The organism is Streptomyces aureus (assembly GCF_001418135.1).
GTDB lineage: Bacteria > Actinomycetota > Actinomycetes > Streptomycetales > Streptomycetaceae > Streptomyces > Streptomyces aureus_A.
On the sequence record NZ_LIPQ01000351.1, the window covers coordinates 14,305 to 38,148 of the forward strand.

Annotated in this window: 19 protein-coding genes; 12 read left to right on the forward strand and 7 right to left on the reverse strand. The window is 72.5% G+C overall.

Annotation, left to right across the window (positions count from 1 at the left end; all coding sequences use genetic code 11):
* Positions 1–288 precede the first annotated feature (288 nt).
* Complete coding sequence (locus tag AOK00_RS26720) at positions 289–1,620, forward strand: family 2 encapsulin nanocompartment cargo protein terpene cyclase (protein ID WP_055602833.1); 1,332 nt, start codon at positions 289–291, stop codon at positions 1,618–1,620.
* 14 nt (positions 1,621–1,634) lie between these two features.
* Positions 1,635–2,519: a geranyl diphosphate 2-C-methyltransferase gene (locus AOK00_RS26725; protein ID WP_055602816.1), complete on the forward strand. Its 885-nt coding sequence runs from the start codon at positions 1,635–1,637 to the stop codon at positions 2,517–2,519.
* An 82-nt stretch (positions 2,520–2,601) separates the two neighbouring features.
* Here AOK00_RS26725 and AOK00_RS26730 read toward each other — a convergent pair whose 3' ends face one another.
* The gene (locus AOK00_RS26730) at positions 2,602–3,510 is read right to left on the reverse strand and encodes an adenosine kinase (protein WP_055602817.1); all 909 of its coding nucleotides are present in this window, start codon (positions 3,508–3,510) and stop codon (positions 2,602–2,604) included.
* A gap of 251 nt (positions 3,511–3,761) precedes the next feature.
* On the opposite strand from AOK00_RS26730, the gene AOK00_RS26735 reads away from it, so the two are divergent.
* The 7 genes from AOK00_RS26735 (at position 3,762) to AOK00_RS26765 (ending at position 11,085) form a co-directional block, all read left to right on the forward strand.
* On the forward strand, positions 3,762–4,904 hold the full coding sequence (locus tag AOK00_RS26735; protein WP_055602818.1) for a S1 family peptidase: 1,143 nt from the start codon (positions 3,762–3,764) through the stop codon (positions 4,902–4,904).
* A gap of 134 nt (positions 4,905–5,038) precedes the next feature.
* Positions 5,039–6,106, forward strand: a complete 1,068-nt coding sequence (locus AOK00_RS26740) for a chitinase (protein ID WP_055602819.1) — start codon at positions 5,039–5,041, stop codon at positions 6,104–6,106.
* A gap of 350 nt (positions 6,107–6,456) precedes the next feature.
* Complete coding sequence (locus AOK00_RS26745) at positions 6,457–7,320, forward strand: DUF1684 domain-containing protein (RefSeq protein ID WP_055602820.1); 864 nt, start codon at positions 6,457–6,459, stop codon at positions 7,318–7,320.
* A 296-nt stretch (positions 7,321–7,616) separates the two neighbouring features.
* The gene (locus AOK00_RS26750; protein ID WP_055602821.1) at positions 7,617–8,093 is read left to right on the forward strand and encodes a hypothetical protein; all 477 of its coding nucleotides are present in this window, start codon (positions 7,617–7,619) and stop codon (positions 8,091–8,093) included.
* Positions 8,094–8,172: 79 nt separating this feature from the next.
* The gene (locus AOK00_RS26755) at positions 8,173–8,754 is read left to right on the forward strand and encodes an RNA polymerase sigma factor (RefSeq protein WP_055602822.1); all 582 of its coding nucleotides are present in this window, start codon (positions 8,173–8,175) and stop codon (positions 8,752–8,754) included.
* A 4-nt stretch (positions 8,755–8,758) separates the two neighbouring features.
* On the forward strand, positions 8,759–9,514 hold the full coding sequence (locus AOK00_RS38575; protein WP_055602823.1) for a hypothetical protein: 756 nt from the start codon (positions 8,759–8,761) through the stop codon (positions 9,512–9,514).
* A 359-nt stretch (positions 9,515–9,873) separates the two neighbouring features.
* On the forward strand, positions 9,874–11,085 hold the full coding sequence (locus tag AOK00_RS26765) for an MFS transporter (RefSeq protein ID WP_055602824.1): 1,212 nt from the start codon (positions 9,874–9,876) through the stop codon (positions 11,083–11,085).
* Positions 11,086–11,094: 9 nt separating this feature from the next.
* Here AOK00_RS26765 and AOK00_RS26770 read toward each other — a convergent pair whose 3' ends face one another.
* The 4 genes from AOK00_RS26770 to AOK00_RS26785 form a co-directional block, all read right to left on the reverse strand.
* Positions 11,095–11,487 (reverse strand): hypothetical protein, encoded by a 393-nt coding sequence (locus AOK00_RS26770; protein WP_055602825.1) that lies wholly within the window; start codon positions 11,485–11,487, stop codon positions 11,095–11,097.
* 320 nt (positions 11,488–11,807) lie between these two features.
* Positions 11,808–13,331, reverse strand: a complete 1,524-nt coding sequence (locus tag AOK00_RS26775) for a diacylglycerol/lipid kinase family protein (RefSeq protein WP_055602826.1) — start codon at positions 13,329–13,331, stop codon at positions 11,808–11,810.
* A 99-nt stretch (positions 13,332–13,430) separates the two neighbouring features.
* Positions 13,431–13,991, reverse strand: coding sequence for a hypothetical protein (locus AOK00_RS26780; RefSeq protein WP_055602827.1), 561 nt, complete (start codon positions 13,989–13,991; stop codon positions 13,431–13,433).
* Positions 13,988–14,362 carry a PadR family transcriptional regulator gene (locus tag AOK00_RS26785; protein WP_055602834.1) on the reverse strand — a complete coding sequence of 125 codons (375 nt, stop codon included), beginning with the start codon at positions 14,360–14,362 and terminating at the stop codon, positions 13,988–13,990. The genes AOK00_RS26780 and AOK00_RS26785 overlap by 4 nt, the downstream gene beginning before the upstream one ends.
* Positions 14,363–14,497: 135 nt before the next feature.
* Here AOK00_RS26785 and AOK00_RS26790 point away from each other — a divergent pair, with 135 nt between their 5' ends.
* Entirely contained in the window at positions 14,498–16,297 is a 1,800-nt protein-coding gene (locus tag AOK00_RS26790; protein WP_055602828.1) for an ATP-binding SpoIIE family protein phosphatase, read from the forward strand.
* Positions 16,298–16,349: 52 nt separating this feature from the next.
* Here the strand turns inward: AOK00_RS26790 and AOK00_RS26795 are convergent, their stop codons facing one another.
* Together AOK00_RS26795 and AOK00_RS26800 are read right to left on the reverse strand one after the other, a co-directional pair.
* Complete coding sequence (locus tag AOK00_RS26795) at positions 16,350–18,518, reverse strand: OmpL47-type beta-barrel domain-containing protein (RefSeq protein ID WP_079042210.1); 2,169 nt, start codon at positions 18,516–18,518, stop codon at positions 16,350–16,352.
* Between the two features lie 53 nt (positions 18,519–18,571).
* Positions 18,572–21,064 carry a ThuA domain-containing protein gene (locus AOK00_RS26800; RefSeq protein ID WP_055602829.1) on the reverse strand — a complete coding sequence of 831 codons (2,493 nt, stop codon included), beginning with the start codon at positions 21,062–21,064 and terminating at the stop codon, positions 18,572–18,574.
* A gap of 205 nt (positions 21,065–21,269) precedes the next feature.
* Between AOK00_RS26800 and AOK00_RS26805 the strand changes: the two genes are divergently transcribed.
* Complete coding sequence (locus AOK00_RS26805) at positions 21,270–22,304, forward strand: multicopper oxidase domain-containing protein (RefSeq protein ID WP_055602830.1); 1,035 nt, start codon at positions 21,270–21,272, stop codon at positions 22,302–22,304.
* 161 nt (positions 22,305–22,465) lie between these two features.
* Positions 22,466–23,844, forward strand: a 1,379-nt coding sequence (locus AOK00_RS26810) for a sigma-70 family RNA polymerase sigma factor (protein WP_055602831.1), incomplete at its 3' end; no start/stop codon positions are given.

Below are 23,844 nucleotides of genomic sequence, written 5' to 3' on the forward strand. Positions count from 1 at the left end.
TCGCCGACGCTCCGCGTCGGCTCCCTCCTCCGCCTTGCGACGCACGGCACCAGACGCCGCTCCCTGATCCGGCCCGATCAAGCCCGAGTACGTCCAGTACGAGGACGTGAGCCCGGCACAGCGAGAGCACGCACCTGACGCCCCGGGGCCGCCCGTCGGGCGACGACGGGAGTGCGACGACAGGTCCTGGAGGAGCTGTCCCGCGGCCGCCACGGTCCGGAGCGTCCCGGGTCGGCCGACCGTGCCCGGGACCCCGGACAGCCCACCACCCTCACCAAGGAGTCACGGATGCCCGAACCCGGGCCTTCCCCTCTGCAGTCGAGCCTGCCCACCGCCGCCGCCCACTTCGGGCTCCATGTCCTCGGGCGGGCGGCCGGTCCCACCGGGACGGCCGGGGCAGCCGCTCTCACGGCCGCGGCCGCCGCCGCGACCGGTGCCGGCACCGCGCCCGTGGTCGCTCCCGCGCCCCTGGCCACCACCGCTTCCGTGGTCGCTCCCGCGTCGCCGGCCGGTGCCGTCGTGACCGCGCCGCCGGTTCCCGGGTTCGTCCTGCCCGGGCCCACCGGCCTCGGCACGGCAGGACTGTCCCTGGCCCGGCGCGAGGCCGCCCCCGAACTGCCGGAGCCTCCGGCGCCGGTGGAGGGCCGGCCGATCCCGGGCCTCTACTTCCACCCCGTACCCGAACCCGATCCCGTACGGGTGGACGAGGTCAGCCGCAGGATCAAGGCCTGGGCGCTGGACGAGGTGCAGCTCTACCCCGAGGACTGGGAGGGCGAGTTCGACGGATTCTCCGTCGGGCGCTACATGGTCGCCTGCCACCCCGACGCCCCGACCGTCGAGCACCTGATGCTCGCCACGCGCCTGATGGTCGCCGAGAACGCCGTCGACGACTGCTACTGCGAGGACCACGGCGGCTCGCCCATCGGCCTCGGCGGCCGCCTGCTCCTCGCGCACACCGCCCTGGACCCGCTCCACACGACGACGGAGTACCAGCCGCTCTGGGCGGAGTCGCTCCACGCGGACGCCCCCCGGCGCGCCTACCGCTCCGCCATGGAGTACTTCGTCAACCAGTCGACCCCCTCGCAGGCCGACCGGTTCCGGCACGACATGGCCCGGCTGCACATGGGCTACCTCGCCGAGGCCGCCTGGGCCGAGACGGACCACATGCCGGAGGTGTGGGAGTACCTGGCGATGCGGCAGTTCAACAACTTCCGCCCCTGCCCCACCATCACCGACACCGTCGGCGGCTACGAACTCCCCGCGGACCTGCACGCCCAGCCGGCCATGCAGCGCGTCCTCGCGCTCGCCGGGAACGCGACCACCATCGTGAACGACCTGTACTCGTACATGAAGGAACTCGACAGCCCCGGCAAACACCTGAACCTGCCCGTGGTGATCGCCGAACGCGAAGGCGTCTCCGACCGCGAGGGCTATCTGAAGGCCGTCGAGGTCCACAACGACCTCATGCGCGACTTCGAGGCCGAGGCCGCCGCCCTCGCCGCCGCCTGCCCCGTCCCGACCGTGCAGCGCTTCCTGCGGGGCGTGGCCGTGTGGGTCGACGGCAACCACTACTGGCACCAGACCAACACCTATCGCTACAGCCTGCCCGATTTCTGGTAAGAAATGGATTATCTGTGACCAGCACCGAGTACACCACTGTCACCGGCACCTCCGCGTTCGTCCCGTCCCCGGCGACGCCGTACCAGGGTGACATCGCCCGTTACTGGAACGACGAGGCCAGGCCCGTGAACCTGCGCCTGGGCGACGTCGACGGGCTCTACCACCACCACTACGGCATCGGCGCCGTCGACCACGCCGCCCTCGGGGACAGCGCGGACAGCGAGTACGAGAAGAAGCTGATCACCGAACTGCACCGGCTGGAGTCCGCGCAGGCCGAGGTCCTCCTCGACAATCTCGGAGCCATCGGGCGTGACGACACGCTCGTGGACGCCGGCTGTGGCCGCGGCGGTTCGAGCGTCATGGCCCACCAGCGCTTCGGCTGCAAGGTCGAGGGCGTCACCCTTTCCTCCACGCAGGCCGAGTTCGGCAACAAGCGCGCGAAGGAGCTGGGCATCGACGACCACGTCCATGCCCAGGTCTGCAACATGCTGGACACCCCGTTCGAGAAGGGCAGCATCGCCGCCTCGTGGAACAACGAGTCGAGCATGTACGTCGACCTCGACGACCTCTTCGCCGAGCACTCCCGCTTCCTCAAGGTCGGCGGCCGCTACGTGACCATCACCGGTTGCTGGAACCCGCGGTACGGCCAGCCCTCGAAGTGGGTCTCCCAGATCAACGCGCACTTCGAGTGCAACATCCACTCCCGCCGCGAGTACCTGCGCGCGATGGCCGACAACCGTCTCGTCCCGCAGGCCGTCATCGACCTGACGCCCGACACCCTGCCCTACTGGGAGCTGCGCGCCACGTCCTCCCTCGTCACCGGCATCGAGGAGGCGTTCATCAACTCCTACAAGGACGGCTCGTTCCAGTACGTCCTGATCGCGGCCGACCGGGTCTGATCCGGCTGATCCGGCTGATCCCCTGTGGGCCGAAGGGCCCGGTCCGTCGCGCTGCGGACCGGGCCCTTCCGGGCGTTCCCGCTCAGGCCCGTGCCGCGACGGCCTCGTCGAGCAGCCGCGCGCGGTCGATGGCGTCGCTCGCGGTGGCCGGCACGGTGCACGCGTAGGCGCCCGCCACCGCGCCGTAGAGCGCGCACCGGTCGAGGTCCTGGCCGGTCAGGCGGCCGAAGAGGAAGCCGGCGGCGAAGGCGTCGCCCGCGCCGTTGGAGTCGACCACCGGCTCGCGGGGTGTGACGGCGGGTACGTGGACGAGCCCGGCGGCGGTCAGCATGGAGGCGCCCTCGGCCCCGGCGGTGGCGATCACGACCTCCGCCCGGCCCCGCTCCAGGATGCGGCGCATGGTCCGCTCCTTGTCCGGAAGGGCCGTGGCAGAGACGAAGACGATGTCCGCGCCGTAGGCGAAGGGTTCGTGATACGGGTTCTCGCCGTCCCAGTCGTGCAGATCCGTGGAGAGGGTGACGCCCGCCTCGCGCAGCAGCGGAAGGGCGTAGGCGCAGGGGTGCGTGATCGAGACATGGGCGTGCCGGCTCGCCGAGGCCAGGGGGCGGAGCAGTTCCTCGGGCAGCCGGTCGGACTCCCGCGAGCGGCTGTCGTCGTAGAGCGAGAGCCGGCGGCCGTCGGGTCCGACGAGGTTGACGGCCCGCTTCGTCCCGCCGGGCAGGGGCACCTCGGTGAACCCGATGCCCCGGTCGCGGTGGAACGCCCGGACGAGGTCGCCCGAGAGATCGTCGCCGATCATGTCGATGTGGTGCGTCCGCAGGCCGAGCGAGCTCAGACCCAGGGCGACGAAGTCGCCGGTCTGTCCGGCGCGGGTCTCGATGCCCGGCCGGATCATGTAGCTGTCGGCGTAGGGGAGGGGGAGCTCGGGCACGTACACGATCGTGTCGACGCCCGAGCCGCCCAGGACGAGGACGTCGTACCGACTGCTCATCAAAGTTCCTCCCGTACGCGTGGGGCGACTCAACTGCCCCCGATCGCTGGTGAGTCAAGCAGTCCGCGACACCTGTCGGCAAGATCTTGCAGGCTGTTGCGGAAAGCAGTTGCGGGGATGTGGTCCCCGTCGCCCTCCGGCTTCGAATGTCCGGTCGTGGTCTGGACCTGACAAGTGGACTGTCGCTACCGTGTCTCCCACGCTCGGTTGAGAGCGCTCTCAGCGCCTGCTCCCCCCACTAGGAGGCCCCTGTGAAACGTACGTCCGCCCTGCGCGCCGCCGCCGCGGCCCTGCTGCTCACCGTCGGACTCGGCGCCGCCCAGGCGATGCCCGCGAGCGCCGTCCCCGCCGCCACCGCGCCCACCGCCTCGGCGGGACTCCTCGAGGCCATGCGCCAGGATCTCGGGCTCACCGCACAGCAGGCCGAGGAACGGCTGGCGGCCGAACGCACGGCGGCCCGCGTCGAGTCCGAGGCCAAGAAGGCCGCCGGCGCCTCGTACGGCGGCTCCTGGTTCGACGCGGCCACCGGGCGGCTCGTCGTGGCCCTCACCGACCGCGACGAGGAGGCGGGGGTGAGGGCGCTCGGCGCCGACACCCGGCTCGTCCGGCACAGCGCCGAGGCGCTCGACCGGGCCAAGGCGCGGCTCGACGCCCGCCCCGCCCCCGGCGGTGTCGCCGGCTGGCACGTCGACCCCCGCTCCAACAGCGTCGTCGTCACCGTCGTCCGCGCCGACCGGAACGCCCCCGCCGTACGGGCCTTCGTCGAGCGGGCCCGTGAGGCCGGACCCGTCACCGTCGCCGAAACGGCGACCGCGCCCCGTACGTACGCCGCCGGAACCGTCGGCGGCGACCCCTACTACACCGGCAACGTCCGCTGTTCCATCGGCTTCTCCGTGCACGGCGGCTTCGTCACCGCCGGGCACTGCGGCGGGGCCGGAGCGGCGGTGCGGGGCTGGGACGGCTCCGCGATGGGCACCTTCCAGGGCTCCTCGTTCCCCGGGAACGACTACGCGTACGTGAGCATCCACAGCGGCTGGTGGACGGTGCCCGTGGTGCTCGGCTGGGGTGCGATACCGGACCGGCTCGTCAAGGGCTCCGCCGAGGCGCCGGTCGGCGCGTCGATCTGCCGCTCCGGTTCCACGACCAAGTGGCACTGCGGCAGCGTCCTGGCCAAGAACGAGACCGTGAACTACAGCCAGGGCGCGGTGCACCAGATGACGAAGACCAGTGTGTGCGCGGAGGGCGGTGACTCCGGCGGCGCGTTCATCAGCGGCGACCAGGCGCAGGGTGTCACGTCCGGCGGCTGGGGCAACTGCTCGACCGGCGGAGAGACCTGGTTCCAGCCCGTGAACGAGATCCTCGGCCGCTACGGCCTCACGCTGCACACGGCGTAACCCGCTGACGGGGGACCTGCGACACACTCAACGCCCTTACCCGCGAGGGTGGTTGACGAATGGTCTGGACCAACCTACGGTCTGCTGGAGCGCGCGCCATACCTAGGACCCCCCCCACGTCCCAAGGAGCACGCATGCCAGCGCCCCGGATCGCTCGTCTCCTCGGAGCAGGTCTCGCCACCCTGCTCGCAGCCGCCACCCTCGCGGCCCCCGCCGCCGTGGCCGCCCCCGCCGCCGCGGCGGCCGACACCTGCGCCCTCAAGCAGAAGCCCGCGGGCAAGGTGCTCCAGGGCTACTGGGAGAACTGGGACGGCGCGGCCAACGGCGTCCACCCGCCCTTCGGCTGGGCGCCCGTCGACGACCCGCGCTTCGCCGCCCACGGCTACAACGTCGTCAACGCCGCCTTCCCCGTGATCCGTTCGGACGGAACGGTGCTGTGGGAGGACGGCATGGACAGCACCGTCCGGGTCTCCACGCCGGCGCAGATGTGCAACGCCAAGGCGGCGGGGGCGACGCTCCTCATGTCCATCGGCGGAGCCGCCGCGGGCATCGACCTCAGCTCCCGTGCCGTCGCGGACCGGTTCATCGCGACCATCGTGCCCATCCTGAAGACGTACAACTTCGACGGGATCGACATCGACATCGAGACCGGTCTGGTCGGCAGCGGCAGCATCGGCACCCTGTCCGCGTCGCAGGCCAACCTGGTGCACATCATCGACGGGGTCCTCGCCCGCATGCCCGCCGGGTTCGGACTGACGATGGCCCCGGAGACCGCGTACGTCACCGGTGGCAGCGTCGCCTACGGCTCGATCTGGGGCGCGTACCTGCCGATCGTCAAGAAGTACGCCGACAACGGGCGCCTGTGGTGGCTCAACATGCAGTACTACAACGGCAGCATGTACGGATGCTCGGGTGACTCCTACTCGGCGGGCACCGTCGCCGGGTTCGTCGCGCAGACCGACTGTCTGAACCGCGGCCTCGTGATCCAGGGCACCACCATCCGGGTGCCGTACGACAAGCAGGTCCCCGGCCTCCCCGCCCAGCCGGGCGCGGGCGGTGGCCACATGGCGCCGTCGCTCGTCGCACAGGCGTGGAACCACTACGGCGGGGCGCTCAAGGGCCTGATGACCTGGTCGGCGAACTGGGACGGGTCGAAGGGCTGGACGTTCGGCGACAACGTGAAGGCCCTCCAGGGTCGCTAGGGGGGTGTCGTCGAACTCCCGTCTGCCCGCCTGTGCCGTGCGCCGGACCGGTGATCCAGAATCTCGGATCTCTGGTCCGGGGCACGGCAGTTGTGCTTTGCTGGCCGTATGACCCTGCTCGTGACGCGCCGACACGTGGACTACGTGCGCGTCACGACCACGTCCTGTTCCGGCTGACCCCGAGGCCCTCGTCCCGGCAGCCGGCCGTCGCCCGCGCGACCACCGTGCCCCCGTCACACCCCTGAGCGTCACCCTCCGGCAGCCCCTTCGGCCCCGCCGGAACGGGCCGGCGCGAGCGGTCTCCCGGTGCAAGCCCCGCATCCGATGCGCAGACGACATCAGGAGGACCCATGACCACCCGTAACGCCCCCGTTCCCACGACCGGGACCCGCGTCGACGCCGACTCCGGACTGGCGGCCTTCACCGCCGAGTGGGAGGAGTGGCACCGCGACAAGGACGCCCGGCTCGCCTCCGAGCACGGCTTCCTCGCCATCACCGGCCTGCACTGGCTCACCGACGAGCCGCAGCGCGTTCCCGACGCCCCCGGGCTCTGGTCGACCGGACCCGAAGGCGTCACCGTCGAACTCGACGAGGGGACCGAACTCGTCGTCGACGGCGCGGCCGTCCGGGGACGGTACGACTTCGGCGTCATCCCGGAGCGCGGCGGCGTCGACGCCGTCTGGGGCGACACCGTGATCGAGGTCGCCAAGCGCGGCGGCCACCACATCGTCCGGCCCAGGCGCCCCGGCCACCCGCTGCGGGTCGCGTTCACCGGGACACCCGCGTACGCGCCCGATCCGCGCTGGGTCGTCACCGGCCGCTACGTCCCCTTCGCCGAGCCGCGACCGACCACCGTCGGCGCCTCCGTCGAGGGGCTGCGGCACGTCTACGACGCACCGGGCAGGATCACCTTCCGGCTCGACGGCCGGGAACTGAGCCTGACCGCCTTCAACGGATACACCCCCGGCGGCTTCACGGTGCTCTTCACCGACGCGACCTCGGGCGTCACCACGTACGCGGCCAATCGCAGCCTGCGGATCGACGCGCCCGGCCCCGACGGCGACGTCCTGCTCGACTTCAACCGCGCCACCAATCTCCCCTGCGCGTACACCGACTTCGCGACCTGCCCGCTGCCGCCCGCCGAGAACCGGCTGCCCGTCGCGGTCGAGGCCGGGGAGAGGATCCCGCACGAGCGCGCCCGGGTCACTCCGTAGGTGCTCGGCCCGGGGAACTCCGGCCCTTTCCACGGTTGCGTCCGTGAGCGCCCCGCCGGCTGATGCCCAACTCCGCCGTGTCCGGCTCCACGTCCACCGCCGTGCCCGCCCGCAGGGGCGACGGTGAGCGTGAGCCGGTCGGCGGGAGCGCTCTCGGACGCGGGCCGCCGCGCGGATCGCCCGGGGTCCGACGGCGTGTGATCAGCGTCACGCACGCCCTCCGTGATGGTTCCGGGCCGCCTTCCGCTTGATCATCCGGCGAATCACGCCGCTTCGAAGGGGAAGGGTGATCACGTATGGACCGCGAAAACCTGACGCTGTCCGCGGCCGACATGGGGCGTCACGCAGCCGAGTTCGTGGGGCGTGCCACCGCAAGGGCGCGGCTTCCGCTCGACTACACCGCGGCGAGCCTGCGCGTCGTCGACCGGCTCATCGACGGACTCCGGCAGGGCGGCGCAGGACGGGAGGCCATGGCCGGGCCCCTGATCGGCATCGGCGCCTACGTCGGCGAGGTGCTGGTGCGCGAGGCGGGCGCGGTCTGGGTCGACATCCCTCCGGAGCACCTGCTCCGGTCCGTCTTCGCCCACCCCGTCGGGTCGCGGATGCCGGACGGCCGGGTGTGGAATCCGCTCGGCCGGACCGTGAACCGCTTCGAGATCGGACCGCAGGAATCCCTCCAGAACTACTTCCTCACCCTGCACGGCCGGCGGCCGCCACGCACCCGCAGACGGCCGGTCCGGTCGCCGGACGGCCTGGCGGCGGGCCTGTGCTGACGGTCTGACAGGATGACTGCCTTCCGGTACACCGTGGTCACCGGAGGTTCGTGGACGTACCGGTTGTGAAGAGGATCGTGTGGACGAGGGGACGGGGCATGGGCCCACCGCGGCACGCGATTCCGAACTCGGCTCGGCAGTCGCACGGGCGCAGGAGGGCGACGAGGAGGCCTTCGCGTACGCGTACCGGACCGTCTGTCCGGGGCTCCTCGGCTACCTGAGGGGCATCGTCGGCGAGGACGCCGAGGACGTGGCCTCCGAGGCCTGGCTGGAGATCGCCCGCGACCTCGGCCGGTTCCGCGGCGACGGCGTGGGCTTCCGCGGCTGGACCGCGACCATAGCCCGGCACCGGGCACTCGACCATCTGCGGAGGGTACGGTCCCGTCCCCGGCCCGCCCTGCTCGAACAGGACGTGCTCGCACTGCCCGCCGCCGCCGACACGGCGGGGGACGCGCTGGAGGCCCTCTCCACCGAGCAGGCCCTCGCACTGGTCATGGGCCTGCCGCGGGAGCAGGCCGAAGCCGTACTGCTCCGGGTCGTCGTCGGTCTCGACGGGCCGACGGCCGCCCGGGTTCTGGGCAAACGCCCCGGTGCGGTACGGTCCGCCGCACACCGGGGATTGAAGCGACTGGCGCGGGAACTCAGGGGAACAGGGAGGTGATGGGATGCCCGACGAGCATCGGTACGAAGGTCTGGAGCGGTCTCTGCGGTCCGCGCTGCGCGACGACCGGGAGGCGACGGACAGGGCCACCGAGGGCGGGGTCGTGACGGGCGGCGTCGCCGCGGGCGGGACGGCCGGGGAAGCGGTCGGTGAGGCGGAGGCGAGCGCGCGGGCCGCCTTCCGGGCCGCGCGTGACGCCGGACTGCACGTCCCCGGCCGGACGCGCCGGACGCGCCGCCGTGACGACTGGACTCCCGGCGCCGCGCGGCGGCTTCGCCGGCGCTCCCTGAGATCGGCCCTCGCCGCGGCCCTCGCCAGCGTGACGCTGGGCGGAGTGGCCATCGCCGCCGTGGACCTGCCCAGTCCCTTCGCGGACGAGCCGACGCCCGTCCCCACGACCCCCGTGCCCACGCCCGGCGGGACCACCGCCCCGGCGGCCGGCGCGACGACCCTGCCGGGTGTGACGTCCGCACCCCTGTCCGCGAGCCCGGCCACGCGGCCGGCGACGCACCCGGGCCAGGGGAGGGGCGGGGAGCACGGGGAGAGGAACGGGACGGACAACGGCCTGAAGAACGGACTCAGGAACGGACTGAAGACGGGGCAGGGGAACGGGTACGGGTACGGGTACGGGTACGGGTACGGCCACGCGAACGGACACGGGAGCGGCCCGGAGAAGGGCCCGAAGCCCGGATCGGACGACGCGCCGACCGACGCACCGAAGAAGGGGCCGAGGAACGACCCGGGCCGGGAGAAGCCCTGACGCTCCGGCGACCCGTGCCCGGTTTTGCCTGTTTGCCTGTTGGCCTGGATGCCTGGATGCGCGGATGTCCGGATGCCGCCGCTCCACCCTTGTGGAGCAGGTGCCCCGGGGATCCTCGCGCGGGCCGGACCGCTCCGGCCCGCCCCGCCGCGCCGGAGAGGCGCTGGTCCACCCGCACGTGCCGTGGCGCACGTGCCGTCACGCACTCGACCGTCGCGCGCTGACCTCGTCGACCGGGTGACGTCCTCGCGATTGCCGCAGTTCGCGCCCCTGGGTCGGCGGTCGGCGGGGATACGGTCCGCTGCATGGAAGGTGACCGGGGCGTGGAACACGATCGTGACGTGAGAGGCGATCGGGGCATGGAGGGTGACCCCGTGGCGCGGGGCGAGCGTCGGGGCTGGCTGCGGTGTCTGCTCGCCGGAGCCGTGTTCGTCGTGTGCATGGCCGGCACCACGCTGCCGACCCCGCTCTACCCGCTCTATCAAGAGAAGTTCGGGTTCTCCGAGCTGACGGTGACCGTCGTCTACGCCGTGTACGCCTTCGGGGTCATCGGCGTACTCCTCCTGGCGGGCAACGCATCGGACACCGTCGGCAGACGCCCGACCCTCCTCTGCGGCCTGGGATTCGCGGCGGCGAGCGCCGTGTGCTTCCTGCTCGCCGACGCCCTGGGCTGGCTGTACGCGGGCCGGCTCCTCTCCGGTCTGTCGGCCGGTCTCTTCACCGGCGCCGCCACCGCGTACGTCATGGAGCTCGCCCCGCGCGGCGGTGGGTCCCGGGCTACGCTCGTGGCCACGGCCGCCAACATGGGAGGGCTCGGCTGCGGGCCGCTGCTCGCCGGACTCCTCGCGGAGTACGCCCCCGACCCCCTGGTCCTGCCGTTCGCCGTGCACCTCGGCCTGGTGGCGGTCTCGGTCGGCGTCCTGCTGTGGCTCCCCGAGACCGTACGGGAGAGGCGCGGACCGGCCGCCGTACGGCCGCAGCGCCCCGCGCTGCCGCCGCAGGTACGGGCCGTGTTCGTGCCGGCGGCGATCGCCTCGTTCGTGGGGTTCGCCCTCTTCGGGGTGTTCACCTCGGTGAGCCCGGCGTTCCTCGCCCGGTACCTGCACGTCGACAACCACGCCGTGAGCGGCCTGATCGTGGCACTCGCCTTCTTCGCCTCCACCGCCGGGCAACTGGCCGTCGACCGCGTCGGAGTGGCGCGCTCGCTGCCCCTGGGCTGCGTGGTGCTCTTCGGCGGTCTCGTCCTCCTCGGGGCGGCGCTGTACACGGACCTGCTCGCGCTGGTCGTCCTGTCCGCCGTGGTCGGCGGTGTGGGCCAGGGCCTCGCGTTCCGCGCGGCCCTGGCCTCCGTCGCCGCCGCGGCGCCCCCGGACCGGCGCGCGGCGGTGATCTCGACGCTGTTCGTGGTCGCGTACACCGGCATCTCGATCCCCGTGATCGGGGTGGGACTGCTGGCCGATCCCCTGGGCCTGGAGGGGGCGGGGCTGGTCTTCATCGCCTGCATGCTGGTGCTCGTCGCCTCCGCCGCCGCGTATCTGATCCGCCGGCCGGTGCGGGCGAAGGGACCCTGAGCGGCCGTGTCAGACGGCGACGAAGACGTCCCCCGACGTGTCGCGGAGGACGAATCCGTTGTCGAGCCGGACGCGGACCCGCACCGGGGTCTCCGCCTCCTGGTACGCGGTCCACGCCGGTTCCAGGGCGGCGACCTGCTCCTCCAGCCGCGCCCTGCTCCCCGGCGGCATCTGGTGGCCGAAGTCGTCGAGGAGCGACCTGAGCCGCGCGTACTCGCGCACCTCCTCGCTCTCCCGGCGGTCGTCGTCCACATCTTCGACGGTGCCCTCGGTACCCGCCGCCAGGGCCAGGAGGCCCACGGCGGCGTACGGCTCCGTCGGGGCTTCCCCGGCCAGGGCGACCTGACCCGTCAGGACGAGTTCCACCGCCAGCTGCACGCGCCGGCCCACTTTCAGCGTCATCGGTCCTTCGTCTCTCCGCTCGGCCGGGCCACGACCGCGTACGTCCGCGGAACGGCCCGGGGGTGCCATTGTCCCGGGCCGTTCCGGTGCGGACGGACAGGGGGCGCCGCGCCCGTGCGGCGCTCGGGGGTGATGGTGAGCTCCTGCGCTGGCGCCGGGCGTCACGGACCAGGCCGCGTCCTTGCCCTCGACGGGTACCCGAGTCGGGGGCGATCCCCGCGCGCCGCCCAGGACGACCGCCCCGGCGTCGGCTGCCCGGCCCGGCGCCCGGTGGGTCGACCGGAGGGCGGGGCTTTCGTCGAACAGGATTCGAGATCGTTTCAGGTGTCCTGCCCCGGGGTGCTCGGCACCTGACGGCCGAAGGCCAGGTCGAAGAGCCGTCGCCAGTCCACGCGCGGGGCGGGGGCGACGACGCCGGGGCGGTCGCGCGGCACCAGGACCCGCAGGGCGCCCGGTCGCAGCGTGCAGACGACCGGCGTGGTCATGCGCAGGGCCTCACCGTCGACCGCGACGGGGATCTCGTCCGTACGGGAGCCGCGCGTGCCAGAGGCCCCTGTGCCCGATCCTTCTGCGCCGGAGCCCTTCGTGTCCGAGTCGTCCGTGCCGGAGCCGTTCGTACCCGATCCGTCCGTGCCGGAGCCGTTCGTGCCCGATTCGCTCGTACCGGAGCCGCCCGTCGCGGAAGAGGTCACCTCGACCCGGCGGGCGGTCGTGACGGTCAGCCCGGTGGACTGCGAACCGCGTACCGCGAGGTCCGCGGCCTCCGCCGCGCCCTCCACCCGGATCCCCAGCACGCCCAGCTCGCCTTCGTCGAGGCTGGGCCGGCGGCCGCCGCCGCTCAGCACGTCGGGCGAGGTGTACGCGTTGTTGCTGACCAGGAGGGCCTGCTGGGACGCCAACGGCATGTCGTCGATCCGGGCGTCGAGGCGGCGCATCCCTTCGCCGACCAGCAGGTCGGGCATGAGTGTCAGGGCCGTGCCCGCCTTGTCGTCACGGTATTCGGGGCGCTGCACGACATCGGCGTAGACGCCGAAGGAGACCGTGTTGACGAAGGGTCGGCCGCCGACGTCGCCGAGGTCGATCCGCAGCTCCTCGCCGTCAGTGAGCGCGTCCAGGCAGCGGGCAGGGTCGGAGCGGTCGAGGCCGAGGTCCATGGCGAAGTGGTTGCGGGTGCCGGCCGAGACGACGAGGAACGGCAGATCGTGTTCGGCGGCGACCGCCGCGACCAGGGCCTGGGTGCCGTCGCCGCCGGCGACGCCGAGCAGGTCCGCGCCTTCGGCCACCGCCTCGCGGGCCAGCGCGGCCACGTCGGCCGGCTTGTCGGGATCGAGCACGGTCACCCGGGCGCCCAGCGCCTCCGCCCGGTCGACCAGGCCGAAGCGGCCGACCTTCCCGCCCCCCGACTTCGGATTCATGATGAGGAACGCCCGCTGGGGCCGGGGAGCCGGGAACGAGCGGGTCTTCCGCCGCGAGCGGGCCCTGCGCAGCGCGGCCCGCGCGCAGGCCAGTGCGAGGGCCCAGCACAGCACCAGTACCAGCGCCGTGAGCCACAGCCCGTCGTGGGCGTAGAGCACCAGGACGCCGACCGGCGCGGCGACCGCGACGAGCGCCCCGAACAGGCGCACCGCGCCGCGGTGGGCCAGGAACCACCACACGCCCGCGGCGCAGACGACGAGCCCCAGCAGGCCGGCCACCACGACCACGAGGCCGCCGTCGCCGATCGTGAGCACCAGGACGACCAGGGAGCCGACCACCGCGAGCACGGCGATCCGGGCCAGGAGCCGCGCCGCGGCACCCGCACCGGATCCCCTCGTCCGCGTCCCGCCCCTGTTGTCCTGGCTCATCCCGTGTCCCACCTCTCGGCCCGGTCCGTGTCCCCAGCGTTCACGCTCCGGGACGGACGGGCACCCCTGCCGGGCCGTGCGGGTGAGACGCGCCGCCGGTCAGGACTCCGCGGGGCGCGGGGCGCGCCGCCGTTCGGCGACGAGGTACCCGACGCCCGGCAGTGTCAGCAGGGCGCTGGCCCACAGGGGCAGCAGGAACAGCGTCTCCTCGCCGACCAGCTTCTGCGTCAGGAACAACACCGGCAGTCCGACGACCAGCGCCACGATCCACCCCTTGCCGAATCCGATCGTGCCCTTGCGCAGTTCGAGGAACACGGTGACGACCCCGATGCTCAGCCAGAAGGCCAGCCGCCCGGCGTCGATGTCCACGACCGTCGTCCAGTGGAGGAGGTGCGAGACCAGCAGCAGCCCGCCCACGACGAACGGAACCATCGCCGCCATCCGCAGCGCGCGCCGGTGCAGTGGCATCCGCGCCCTGGCCCAGGACGCGGCGAACGCCTTGACGTCCGGGCCCACGACGTCCCGCGGAGCGCGGCCGGCGGCCGCGGCGTCCTCCAGGTGCGCCGTGAGCTCGGCGAGCATCTCGCGTACGGACGCGTCGTCGATGCCCCGGTACTCCCAGTTGCTGCGGCAGACCGCGAGTACGTGCTCGTTGGTCATGGTGTCGTTCCCCCGTGGGTCGTTCGAGTGAGGATCCGGTCGGCCTGGGCGGTGAACCCCTGCCATACGATCCGGCCGCGCTCCAGCTCGGCCCGGCCGGCCTCGGACAGTCGGTAGTACTTGCGTGGCGCTCCGCCACTGGGCGACGGGGCGCGGAACGGCTCGACGAGCCCGGCTCGCTCCATCCTGGCCAGCAGCGGGTAGATGCTGCCCTCGCCGACGAGTTCGAGCCCGCTCTCCGTGAGCGCCTCGATGAACTCGTAGCCGTACCGCGGACGTTCGGCGATCAGTGAGAGCAGGCACAGGTCGAGCACACCGCGCAGAAGCTGGCTGCGCCGCTGGTCACCGGCTGTCGGCAGCTCCTTTGTCATGCGGTGCATGATAGTCAGTGGCTATCTTGCGCCGCAAGACAACGACGGGACGTGCCGCCCTGATCGGCCAGGAGGGGGAGGCAGGTGCATGATGTGCACCAACAGCGGACGAGTTTCTGTCTGGAGGCCGAAAGAGTGAACGATGGCAACGGGAGGCGGCGCGTTGTCCGCCGTGCCTCGGCCGGAAAGGGCGCCTCGGTCCTCCGCTCGGCCGGTGCCCGCAGACGACTCGGCCGGAGCGAGGGCGACGTCCCCCTCGACCGCGTCACCACGCGCGAACGGCTCGCCTGGCTGAACTCCGCGGGATCCAGCATCGGCACCACCCTCGACCTGGAGCGCACCGCTCAGGAACTGGCCGAGTTCACCGTGCCCACCCTGGCCGACGGGGCCGCCGTCGACATCCTGGAGAGCGTCCTGCGGGGCGAGGAGGGGTCTCGCTGGACGGGGACGGGCATCCCGCTCCTGCGGGCCACCGCGGTGTCCGCCGTCGAGTCGCTCTCCTCCCTGGAACCCACCCCGGTGGGCGAGACCTTCGTCCGGACCGAGGAGGCCCACGAGACGCTCCTCCACCAGTACTGCCTGCGGCAGGGCAGGCCGGTCCTCGTGAGCCGCATGCGCGACGACGACTTCAGAAGGGTCGCGCCGACGGAGAGCGCCGCGGCGAAGATGCGCGCCGCGGGAGTCCACAGCTATCTGGCGGTGCCGCTGATCGCCCGCGGGCTGCTGCTCGGCAGCGCCGACTTCGTACGCGGTCCCGGAACGCCCCCGTTCTCCGACACGGACCTCGCGCTGGCCGAGCAGCTGGCCTCCCAGGCCGCCGTCTACATCGACAACGCCCGGCTGTACGGACGCGAGCGCGAGCACGTCGTCTCCCTGCAGCGCAGCCTGCTGCCCCGCGCGACCCCGGTGACGCCGGGGCTGCGCGTCCACGCCGAGTACACGCCCTCGACGGCCCACCACGGCGTGGGCGGCGACTGGTACGACGTGATGGCCCTGCCCGGCGGACGTACGGCCCTGATGGTGGGCGACGTCATGGGCCACGGACTGCCCGCCGCCGCCACCATGGGCCGTCTGCGGGCGGTCGCCCGCACCCTGATGACCCTCGACATGGCGCCGGAGCGGGTCCTCGCCCGGCTCGACCTCGCCACCCGTGACCTGGAGGACGAGCAGGTCGCCACCTTCCTCTGCGCGGTCCACGACCCGGCCGACTCCACCTACACCGTGGCCAGCGCCGGTCATCTGCCCCCGCTGCTCGTCGACGGCGACGGCTCCGCCGCGTTCGTGGACGTACCGATCGGCGCGCCGCTCGGCGCGGGAGTGATCCCGTACGACCCGATCCGGCTGAAGGTCCCGGTGGGCGGCCATCTGGTCATGTACACGGACGGCCTCGTCAAGTCCCGGCACGAGGACCTCGATCACCAGCTGGAGCGGCTGCGGTCGGCGGCCCGCGGCCTCACCCCCGAGGCACTCGAACGCGGCGGCCTCACGGACCGCGCCCCCACCGACGCCAGCCGCTTCGACGAGGCCGTGCTGCTCGTCGCGACGACCGCGTCGGGCCCCGCCGACGAGCTGTGCGAGTGGCAGCTGCCGCAGGAGGGGCGGGCCGCGTCGGTGGCCCGCGGTCTGGTCACGGACCAGCTCGACGCGTGGGATCTGGCGGAGCTGGCCGACGTCTGCGAGCTCGTCGTCTCGGAGCTCGTCGGCAACGCCCTGCGCTACGGCAACGGTCCCGGCCGGCTCCGGCTGCTGCGCGGCGAACGCCTCGTCGTGGAGGTCTCGGACACGGGCCCCGACCTGCCGCAGATCCAGCACGCGGACCTCAGCGACGAGGGCGGCCGTGGCCTCCAGCTCATCAACATGCTGTGCCGCCGGTGGGGCTCGTGCCGCACCGTCTCCGGCAAGGTGGTGTGGGCGGAGCAGAACCTGCCCACGTGAGACGAGCGGGAAGGGCCCCTCTCCCGCGACGGGAGAGGGGCCCTTCCGCGGCCTACAGCTCCTTCACCCGGATGTCGCGGTAGGAGATGACGTCCGTCGTGCCGTGGACCTGGAGCCCGATGTAACCGGAGGCGTAGCGCCGGCCGTCCGTGCCCGGGTCGTCGCCGCGCGGCGGCTGGAAGACCTGGCCACCGGTGTTGTCGAACTCGTTGATCAGCTTGCCGTTGCGGAAGACCGAGTAGTGCTGGCCCTCCACTCGGATCTCGTAGTCGTTCCAGGTGCCCTTCGGCGTCACCCCGGCACCGGCGAGGCCGACGCGGTCGAAGCCGTAGAGCGAGCCCGTCTTGTACATGTCGCCGTCGGGCCGGTCCAGGACCTGGATCTCATGGCCGTACTTGATGGCGACCCACTCCGGACGGCTCTCCTCGGGGTTGTCGTGGACGTACGGGAAGCGCACGAAGACCCCGCCGTTGGCGTTGCCGGCGCCGGGGGCGTCGTCGCGCCACTGGAGCCTGAGCGAGAAGTCGCCGTACTGCCGCTGCGGGAACCACAGCATGCCCATGCCCGGCACCGTGGTGCTGCTGGTCATGGCCCCGTCCCCGCTCAACGCGAACTTCCCGCCGCCGACGTGCTGCCACTTCGAGAAGCTCGCCGCGGTGCCGTCGAACAGGTCGCGGTACCCCTCGGTCCGGCCGGGCCCGCCGATGCCCGACTGCTTGGCCGCGCGGTAGATCCTCCTGTGCTCGCGGGTGTCGATGACGCCGTCGGCGAGCAGCCGGTCGAGCACCGTGTCGACGTGCTTGAGGAACAGCGCGTGCGAGGACCAGTCCTTCTCGTCCTCGATGAGTTCGTTGACCGTGCATCGGCTGTTCGTCATCCGGTTCGGGACACCGGTGTCGACGGTCCCGACGATGACCGTCAGTCGCTCGTCGAACTCCGGACAGTCGGGCGCGGGCACCCCGCCGCCCTCGGCGACGGTGAAGGCCGTGCTCCGGGCCGTGGAGGTGTTGCCGGCCTTGTCCGTCGCCCGGTAGAGCACCGTGTGGCGGCCGACGCGGTCGACGATCACCGGCGTGGTGTACGCGAGGTACGGGCCGCCGTCGAGCGAGTACTCGATCCGTTCGACGCCCGATTCCGCGTCGAACGCGGACAGCGTGACCGTGGCGCTGGTGAGGTACGCGCCGTCGGAGTCGCGCGTCCCCGCGACCGAGGCGGCGGCCTCGGGGGCGGTGGTGTCGGGATCGGGCTGGGTGACGACCGTGAAGGCGACCGACTTCACCGCGGCGGTGTTACCCGCCTTGTCGCTCGCCCGGTGGCGGACGGTGTGCTCGCCCGCCTGGTGCACCATCACCGGAGCGGTGTACGGCTGCCAGGCGCCGTCGCCGATCGCGTACTCGATGGTGTTGACGCCCGACCCGGTGTCGGACGCGGTCACCGTCACCGTGGCCATGCCGAGGTAGCGGCCCTGGTCGTCCCGCTCGCCCGACACGGTCGCCGAGGTCTCCGGCGCCGTCGTGTCGTCGGTGGGCCGGGCGACGACCGCGAACGCCGCGGTCTTCTCGGCGGCCGTGTTGCCCGCCTTGTCGCTCGCCCGGTAGCGGATCGTGTGCGCGCCGACCCGGTCGACGACGACCGGGACCGTGTACGGCTGCCACGGGCCGTCCGCGCCGACCGCGTACTCGACCTTGTCGACGCCCGAACCGGCGTCCGTCGCGCCGAGCGTGACCGTCGCCTGGCCGACATAGGCGCCGTCGGCGTTGCGGTCGCCCTCGACCTTCGCGGTCGTCTCCGGCGCGGTGGTGTCCTCGCCGCCGCCCTCGGTGACCGTGAGGATGCCCTGCATCTGGCCGTGCCCGGGGATCGTGCACTTGAAGAGGTACCGGCCCGGGGTCAGTGTCACCTCGGCCGTGTGGCGGCCGCCGTTCGCGTCGCCCGGGTTGGCCAGGATGTTGAGCGGGACGTCGTTGTTGTACTCCGGGTCGGAGACGTCGAACGTCAGGGTGTGCGGCATGCCGGTCGTGTTGCCGGTGGCCGCGCTGTTCTCGAAGACGATCGTCGTCGCGCCGGCCACCGCCGTGGTCGGGAACTCCAGATAGCGGTCGATCGGATCGCCCGCCTTCCAGGTCAGCACCTGCGCCGCGGCGGTCCGGCGTCCGCCGTCGCCGCGTCGCGCGTCGTCCGCCCTGCCGTAGGCGGCCGCCGAGGTCAGGCCGACGACCATCGCCACGGCGGCCAGCAGGGCCGCCCACAGGCTCGTGCCCCTGTGTCTCGTGATCACTGCGCCGTCCTCCTCGCCAGCTGGTCCGCGGCCGGGGTGGGCCCGCCGCCCTTGTAGGTCACGCGCCACAGCGCGGAGTCGGGGTGCGAGGTGAAGAAGCCGCGCCCGTAGTCGAGGACGTACAGCGAACCGTCCGGGGCGAACTTCCAGTCCATCAGGTTGCGGATGCCGCCCTGCCCGACCGGGACGATCTTCTTCAGGGACTCGGCGTGCACGGGGAGGCCGCCCCTGCCGACGGTCTTCGGATCGGTGAGCACGGCGTGCCGCGGCTGGTCCCCGTCGTAGAAGTCGCCGACGAACCACTTGCCGTCCCAGTACGAAGGCCACTTGACCGTGGAGTCGCTCGCCGCGTCGTAGCGGTAGAGCGGACCGTTCATGGTCGCCTGCCCGCCGCCCTTGAGCCACGGCAGCAGCAGCTTCTGCTCCTCCTGCCGGTAGCTCGGGATGCCGTCGGCGTCCCTGGGGTAGTCCACGCCGCCGCCCTGGGGCGAGTACCAGATCGTGTTCCCCGTCACCGGCGGCAGGTTCACCAGGCCGTCGTTGTTCGGGGACTCGTTCTTCGGCGCGTCGCAGTCGTACCAGCCGAGCGGCTTGGCCGGGTCGAGCGGACCGCGGTCCCGGTAGGGCTGCTTGTTGCCCATGCAGTACGGCCAGCCGTGGTTGCCCGCCTTGGTGATCGCGGCGAACGTGTCGTACTTGGCCGGGCCCCATGTCGTGGACGGCGCGCCCGCGTCGGGGCCGACCCAGCCCGCGTAGAGGATGTCGGTCGTCCTGTCGACGGAGATGCGCGCGGGGTTGCGCACGCCCATCACATAGATCTCGCCGCGGGTCTTGCCGCCGCCCTCGTCGCTCTCCTGACCGGTGAAGAGATTGCCGGTGGGGAGGGTGTACGTGCCGTCGGGCTCGGGATGGATCCGCAGGATCTTCCCATTGAGGTTGTTGGTGTTGCCGGCGGTGCGGCGCGCGTCCGCGAAGGAGACGCCCCTGAAGTTCGGGGCGGGATTGTTGCCCGAGTAACCTCCGCTGGATCCGGACGAGTTGGTGTCACCGGTGGCGATGTACAGATTGCCCTTGGAGTCCCAGGCCATTCCGCCGCCCGCGTGGCAGCAGCTGTGGATCTGCACCGGCCAGCTCAGCAGCACCTTCTCGCTCGCCAGGTCGAGCCTGTTCGTCGCGAGATCCAGGGTGAAGCGGGAGACCCGCCGCTCGCCCATGTGCTCCACGCGGTCGATCCGGGAGTGCGGTGTGTAGTGGAGGTAGACCCAGCCGTTGGTCATGAAGCCGGGGTCGAGCTCGATGCCGAGGAGCCCCTCCTCGTTCTTGATCAGCTCGTCGCCGCCGCCCTTGTTGCCGAAGACGGTGAGCGCGCCGGCCTTGGTGACCTGCCGGGTCTTCGGGTCGTAGACGTGGATCTCGCCGTTGCCCCTGCCGATGTCCGGGTTGTTCCAGTCGGTGACCACCGGGACGCTGGAGTCGGCGCCGCCGCGGCCGATGTACAGGATGCGGCCGTCGGGAGCGGCGACGAGACCGTGCGGCTCGCCGATCTGGTCGTTCTGGCCGGGCTGGTTGGGCTTGGTGACGCGCTCGGCGGTGTAGTTGGCGTCGATGGTCGCCTTGCAGTCCGCCCGGGAGATCCGCGCGGTCCAGGCGATCGCGCCGCGCAGGTGGTCGCGGAAGTCCGTCTCGGCGTAGCTGTCGACGGTGCCGCCCATGGCGGTGTAGAAGGACCGGCCGCCGTCGTAGTCACGGCACCAGGACACCGGGTGGTCCCACCCGTTGGGCCTGGCGGCGGGCTGGTACGAGGACTCCCGGACCCGCGCCACGGTGTGCACGGTGCCGGACGGGTTGCGGTCCCAGTTGAACCACTTGTCGGGCCGCCTCCACTCCAGCGGAAGGGACTTCGTGGCCGGGTGCCGCCGGTCGCCGACCTCCACCACCGCGCGCTGTGTGCCGCTCGGGGCGCCGGTGGGCCGGGCGCCGATCAGGCCGGTGAACCAGCCGGAGTAGGGCTCGGTGCGGGCGGCCTCGTGGACGCCGACGAAACCGCCGCCCGCCTCCATGTAGGCCTCGAGGCCCGCTTCCTGCTCGGGGTCGAGCACATCGCCGCCACCGGTCAGGAAGACCACCGCGTTGTACCTGCCGAGCCGCCTGGCGTCGGTGAAGACGGCCGGGTCGTCGGTGGCCTCCGTACGGTAGCGGCCGGCGGCCGGGCCGGTGAGGCCGATGGTCTCGACGGCCGCGATGCCCGCGTCGACCGTCGGCGACTCGGCCGTCGCGGACCCGTGGAAGACGAGGACCCGTACGGTGGCGCCGCCCGGTGGCGACGGCAGGGATAACGTTGTCGCCGCCCTGGCCGACGGCGGGTCCGGATCCGGCTTGGCGGCGGCGGGGTTGCCGCCGAGCAGGGAGGCGGTCAGTGCGCCTGCCCCAAGTGCCGCCACGGCGAAGCCTGTTCTCGATCTCGACCGGTGATGTGGTGTGCGCTTCATGGGTCACCCATCCCTCTGAGGTCACAACGACAGCCGTTGAAGCTAGACCTCTTTGCGCGGTTCGCCAAGGTCTATGGCCGCAACCGGACGAACTTTGTCCTGGGTGTGGATAAACCACTGTCGTCCCGCTACGGTGTGGGCCGTCCCAGGAGCCCCCGTTGGCCCCGCAGCCCGTCAATCTCCTCTGAAGACCGGAGAGTTCGACATGGACAGACGCAGCTTCAACCGTCGCCTGCTCGCGGGCGGGGCCGTCGCCGCGACCGGCGTGACATCGTTGTCTCTCACCTCCGCCTCCAGTGCCGCACCCGACGCGGCCGCCGCGGCGGCCCCGCTGAGGACTGCCCCGGCCGGCGGCCGGATACGCCATCTCAGGCTGTACGCCGAGAAGTTGGCCGACGGGCGCATGGGCTACGGCCTGGAGAAGGGCAAGGCCACCGTGCCCGGCCCGCTCATCGAGCTCAACGAGGGCGACACCCTCCACATCGAGTTCGAGAACCTGATGGACGTCCCGGTCAGCCTCCACCCGCACGGCGTGGACTACGACATCGACAACGACGGTACGAGGATGAGCGGCAGCCACGTCGAGGCGGGCGCCACCCGCACCTACACCTGGCGCACCCACGCCCCCGGCCGCCGCCCCGACGGCACCTGGCGGCCCGGCAGTGCCGGGTACTGGCACTACCACGACCACGTCGTGGGCACGGACCACGGCACCGGCGGCATCCGCAAGGGCCTCTACGGCGGCCTGGTGGTGCGCCGCAAGGGTGACATCCTGCCGGACAAGCAGTTCACCATCGTCTTCAACGACATGACGATCAACAACCGGCCGGCCGCCGATCCGCCGAACTTCCTCGCCACCGTGGGCGACCGGGTGGAGATCGTCATGATCACGCACGGCGAGTACTACCACACGTTCCACATGCACGGTCATCGCTGGGCCGACAACCGCACCGGTCTCCTCGGCGGCCCCGAGGACGTGAGCCGGGTCGTCGACAACAAGATCACCGGACCCGCCGACTCGTTCGGGTTCCAGGTCATCGCGGGAGAGCACGTCGGAGCCGGCGCCTGGATGTACCACTGCCACGTCCAGAGTCACTCCGACATGGGAATGGCCGGACTGTTCCTGGTGGCCAAGCCGGACGGCACCGTACCCGGCCACGGCGACCACGGCACGCACGGTGCGGCGACGGCGAAGGAGGGACCGGCCCCCCGGACCTCAGGCGGAACCCACCACCACTGAGTACGGCGGCGCGGGCCCGGCCGGAGGCGTCGCGGCCGGGCCCGACAGGAAGGTCTCCCGCGTGACCCACATCACTTTCACCGTCCGCGGCCTTTTCGTTATCCGCGCCCCGCTCCAGGCTCTCCCATGCGCAATCATCTCCAACGAACGGGACGGTCGGCGTGCGGCAGAGCACAGGAATCGAGCGGGACACGGAGCTGGTCCTCGCGGCGCGGAACGGTGACCCGTGGGCCCGGGACCAGCTGATCACCGCCCACCTGCCCCTGATCCACACCACCGTGGCACTCGCCATGAACGGCCGCCACGGTGCCGAACACGTCGAGCACGTCGTGCGCGAGACGATGCTCCGCGCCCTCGACGGGCTCCCCACCCTGACCGACCCCGGGGTCTTCCGGCCCTGGCTGGTCGCCATCGCCGTGGACGGGATCCGGCGGCACCGGCACCAGCAGCCGGCCGGGTACGACTACGGCGCGGACGCCGAGCGGTCGTCCGCGCACGGGCAGGCGTACGAGATCATCGAGGCGGCCCGCTGGCTGGACCCGGACGACGGCGAACAGCTGGCCCTGTGGTGGCTGGAGTGCGCGGGCGAGCTGACCAGGTACGAGACGGCGGCCGCACTGCGGTGGCCGACCGAGGAGGCGCCGGCCCGGATCGACGCCGTACGGGCCCGGCTCGACGCCGCTCGCGTCGTCGTCGGCGCCCTGGCCGGGAACCCGGCCTGCCCCTTCCTGGGCCGGGAGGCGGCCGACTGGGACGGCCGGCCCTCCGCCCCGTGGCGCGACCACCTGGCCCACCACACGCTCGGCTGCGGGCACTGCGCCCCGCGCTGGCACGCGCTGGTCCCGGCGGAGCTCCTCCTCGCGACCACCTCGCCCGTTCTGGCGGCCCGGACGGACGAGGCCTCGCCGGACACGACGACGGCCGCCGCGTTCGCGGCCGCGGCCGGCGGGCCGGGCACCGGTCCGGCCGCGTACGCGGCCACGGACGGCGACCCGTACCGTACGGCCGGAGGCACCGACCCGTCCGACACGGCACACCTCGGCGCGTACGGACAGGACCACGCGGCGGACCTGACGGAGCCGTACGTCCTGGCCGGCTCCGCGGGACACACCCGCCCCCACGTACCCCGGTCCACGCCCGCCTCCTCCGCCTCCCCGGCGCCCGGCCGGCACGGCACGCGTGCGGCTCTCCGGCGCCGTCGCCAGACGCAGGAGCGGAGCCGGCGCCGCGCCGTCATCGCGGCCGGTGTCGTGGTCATGGCGGTCACGGGCGGAGCGTTCTCGCTGTCCGGGGGCCGGGGCGACGACGAGATCTTCGAGGCGAACCGCGTGACGGCCCCGGAGCTCGACCTGCCCCTCGACCAGGACCCGTCCACCCACTCCGGCACCCCGTCGTCGGCGGCGACGACCCCCACCACCTCGCCGTCCGCCTCCACGTCCGCCACCGGACGCCCGCCCGCCTCGGCATCGCCCAGCGCGAAACCCACCACCGCGTCGCCCCGCCCGGTCCGCACCGCCAAGCCCGCCCCGGTGAGGACGAC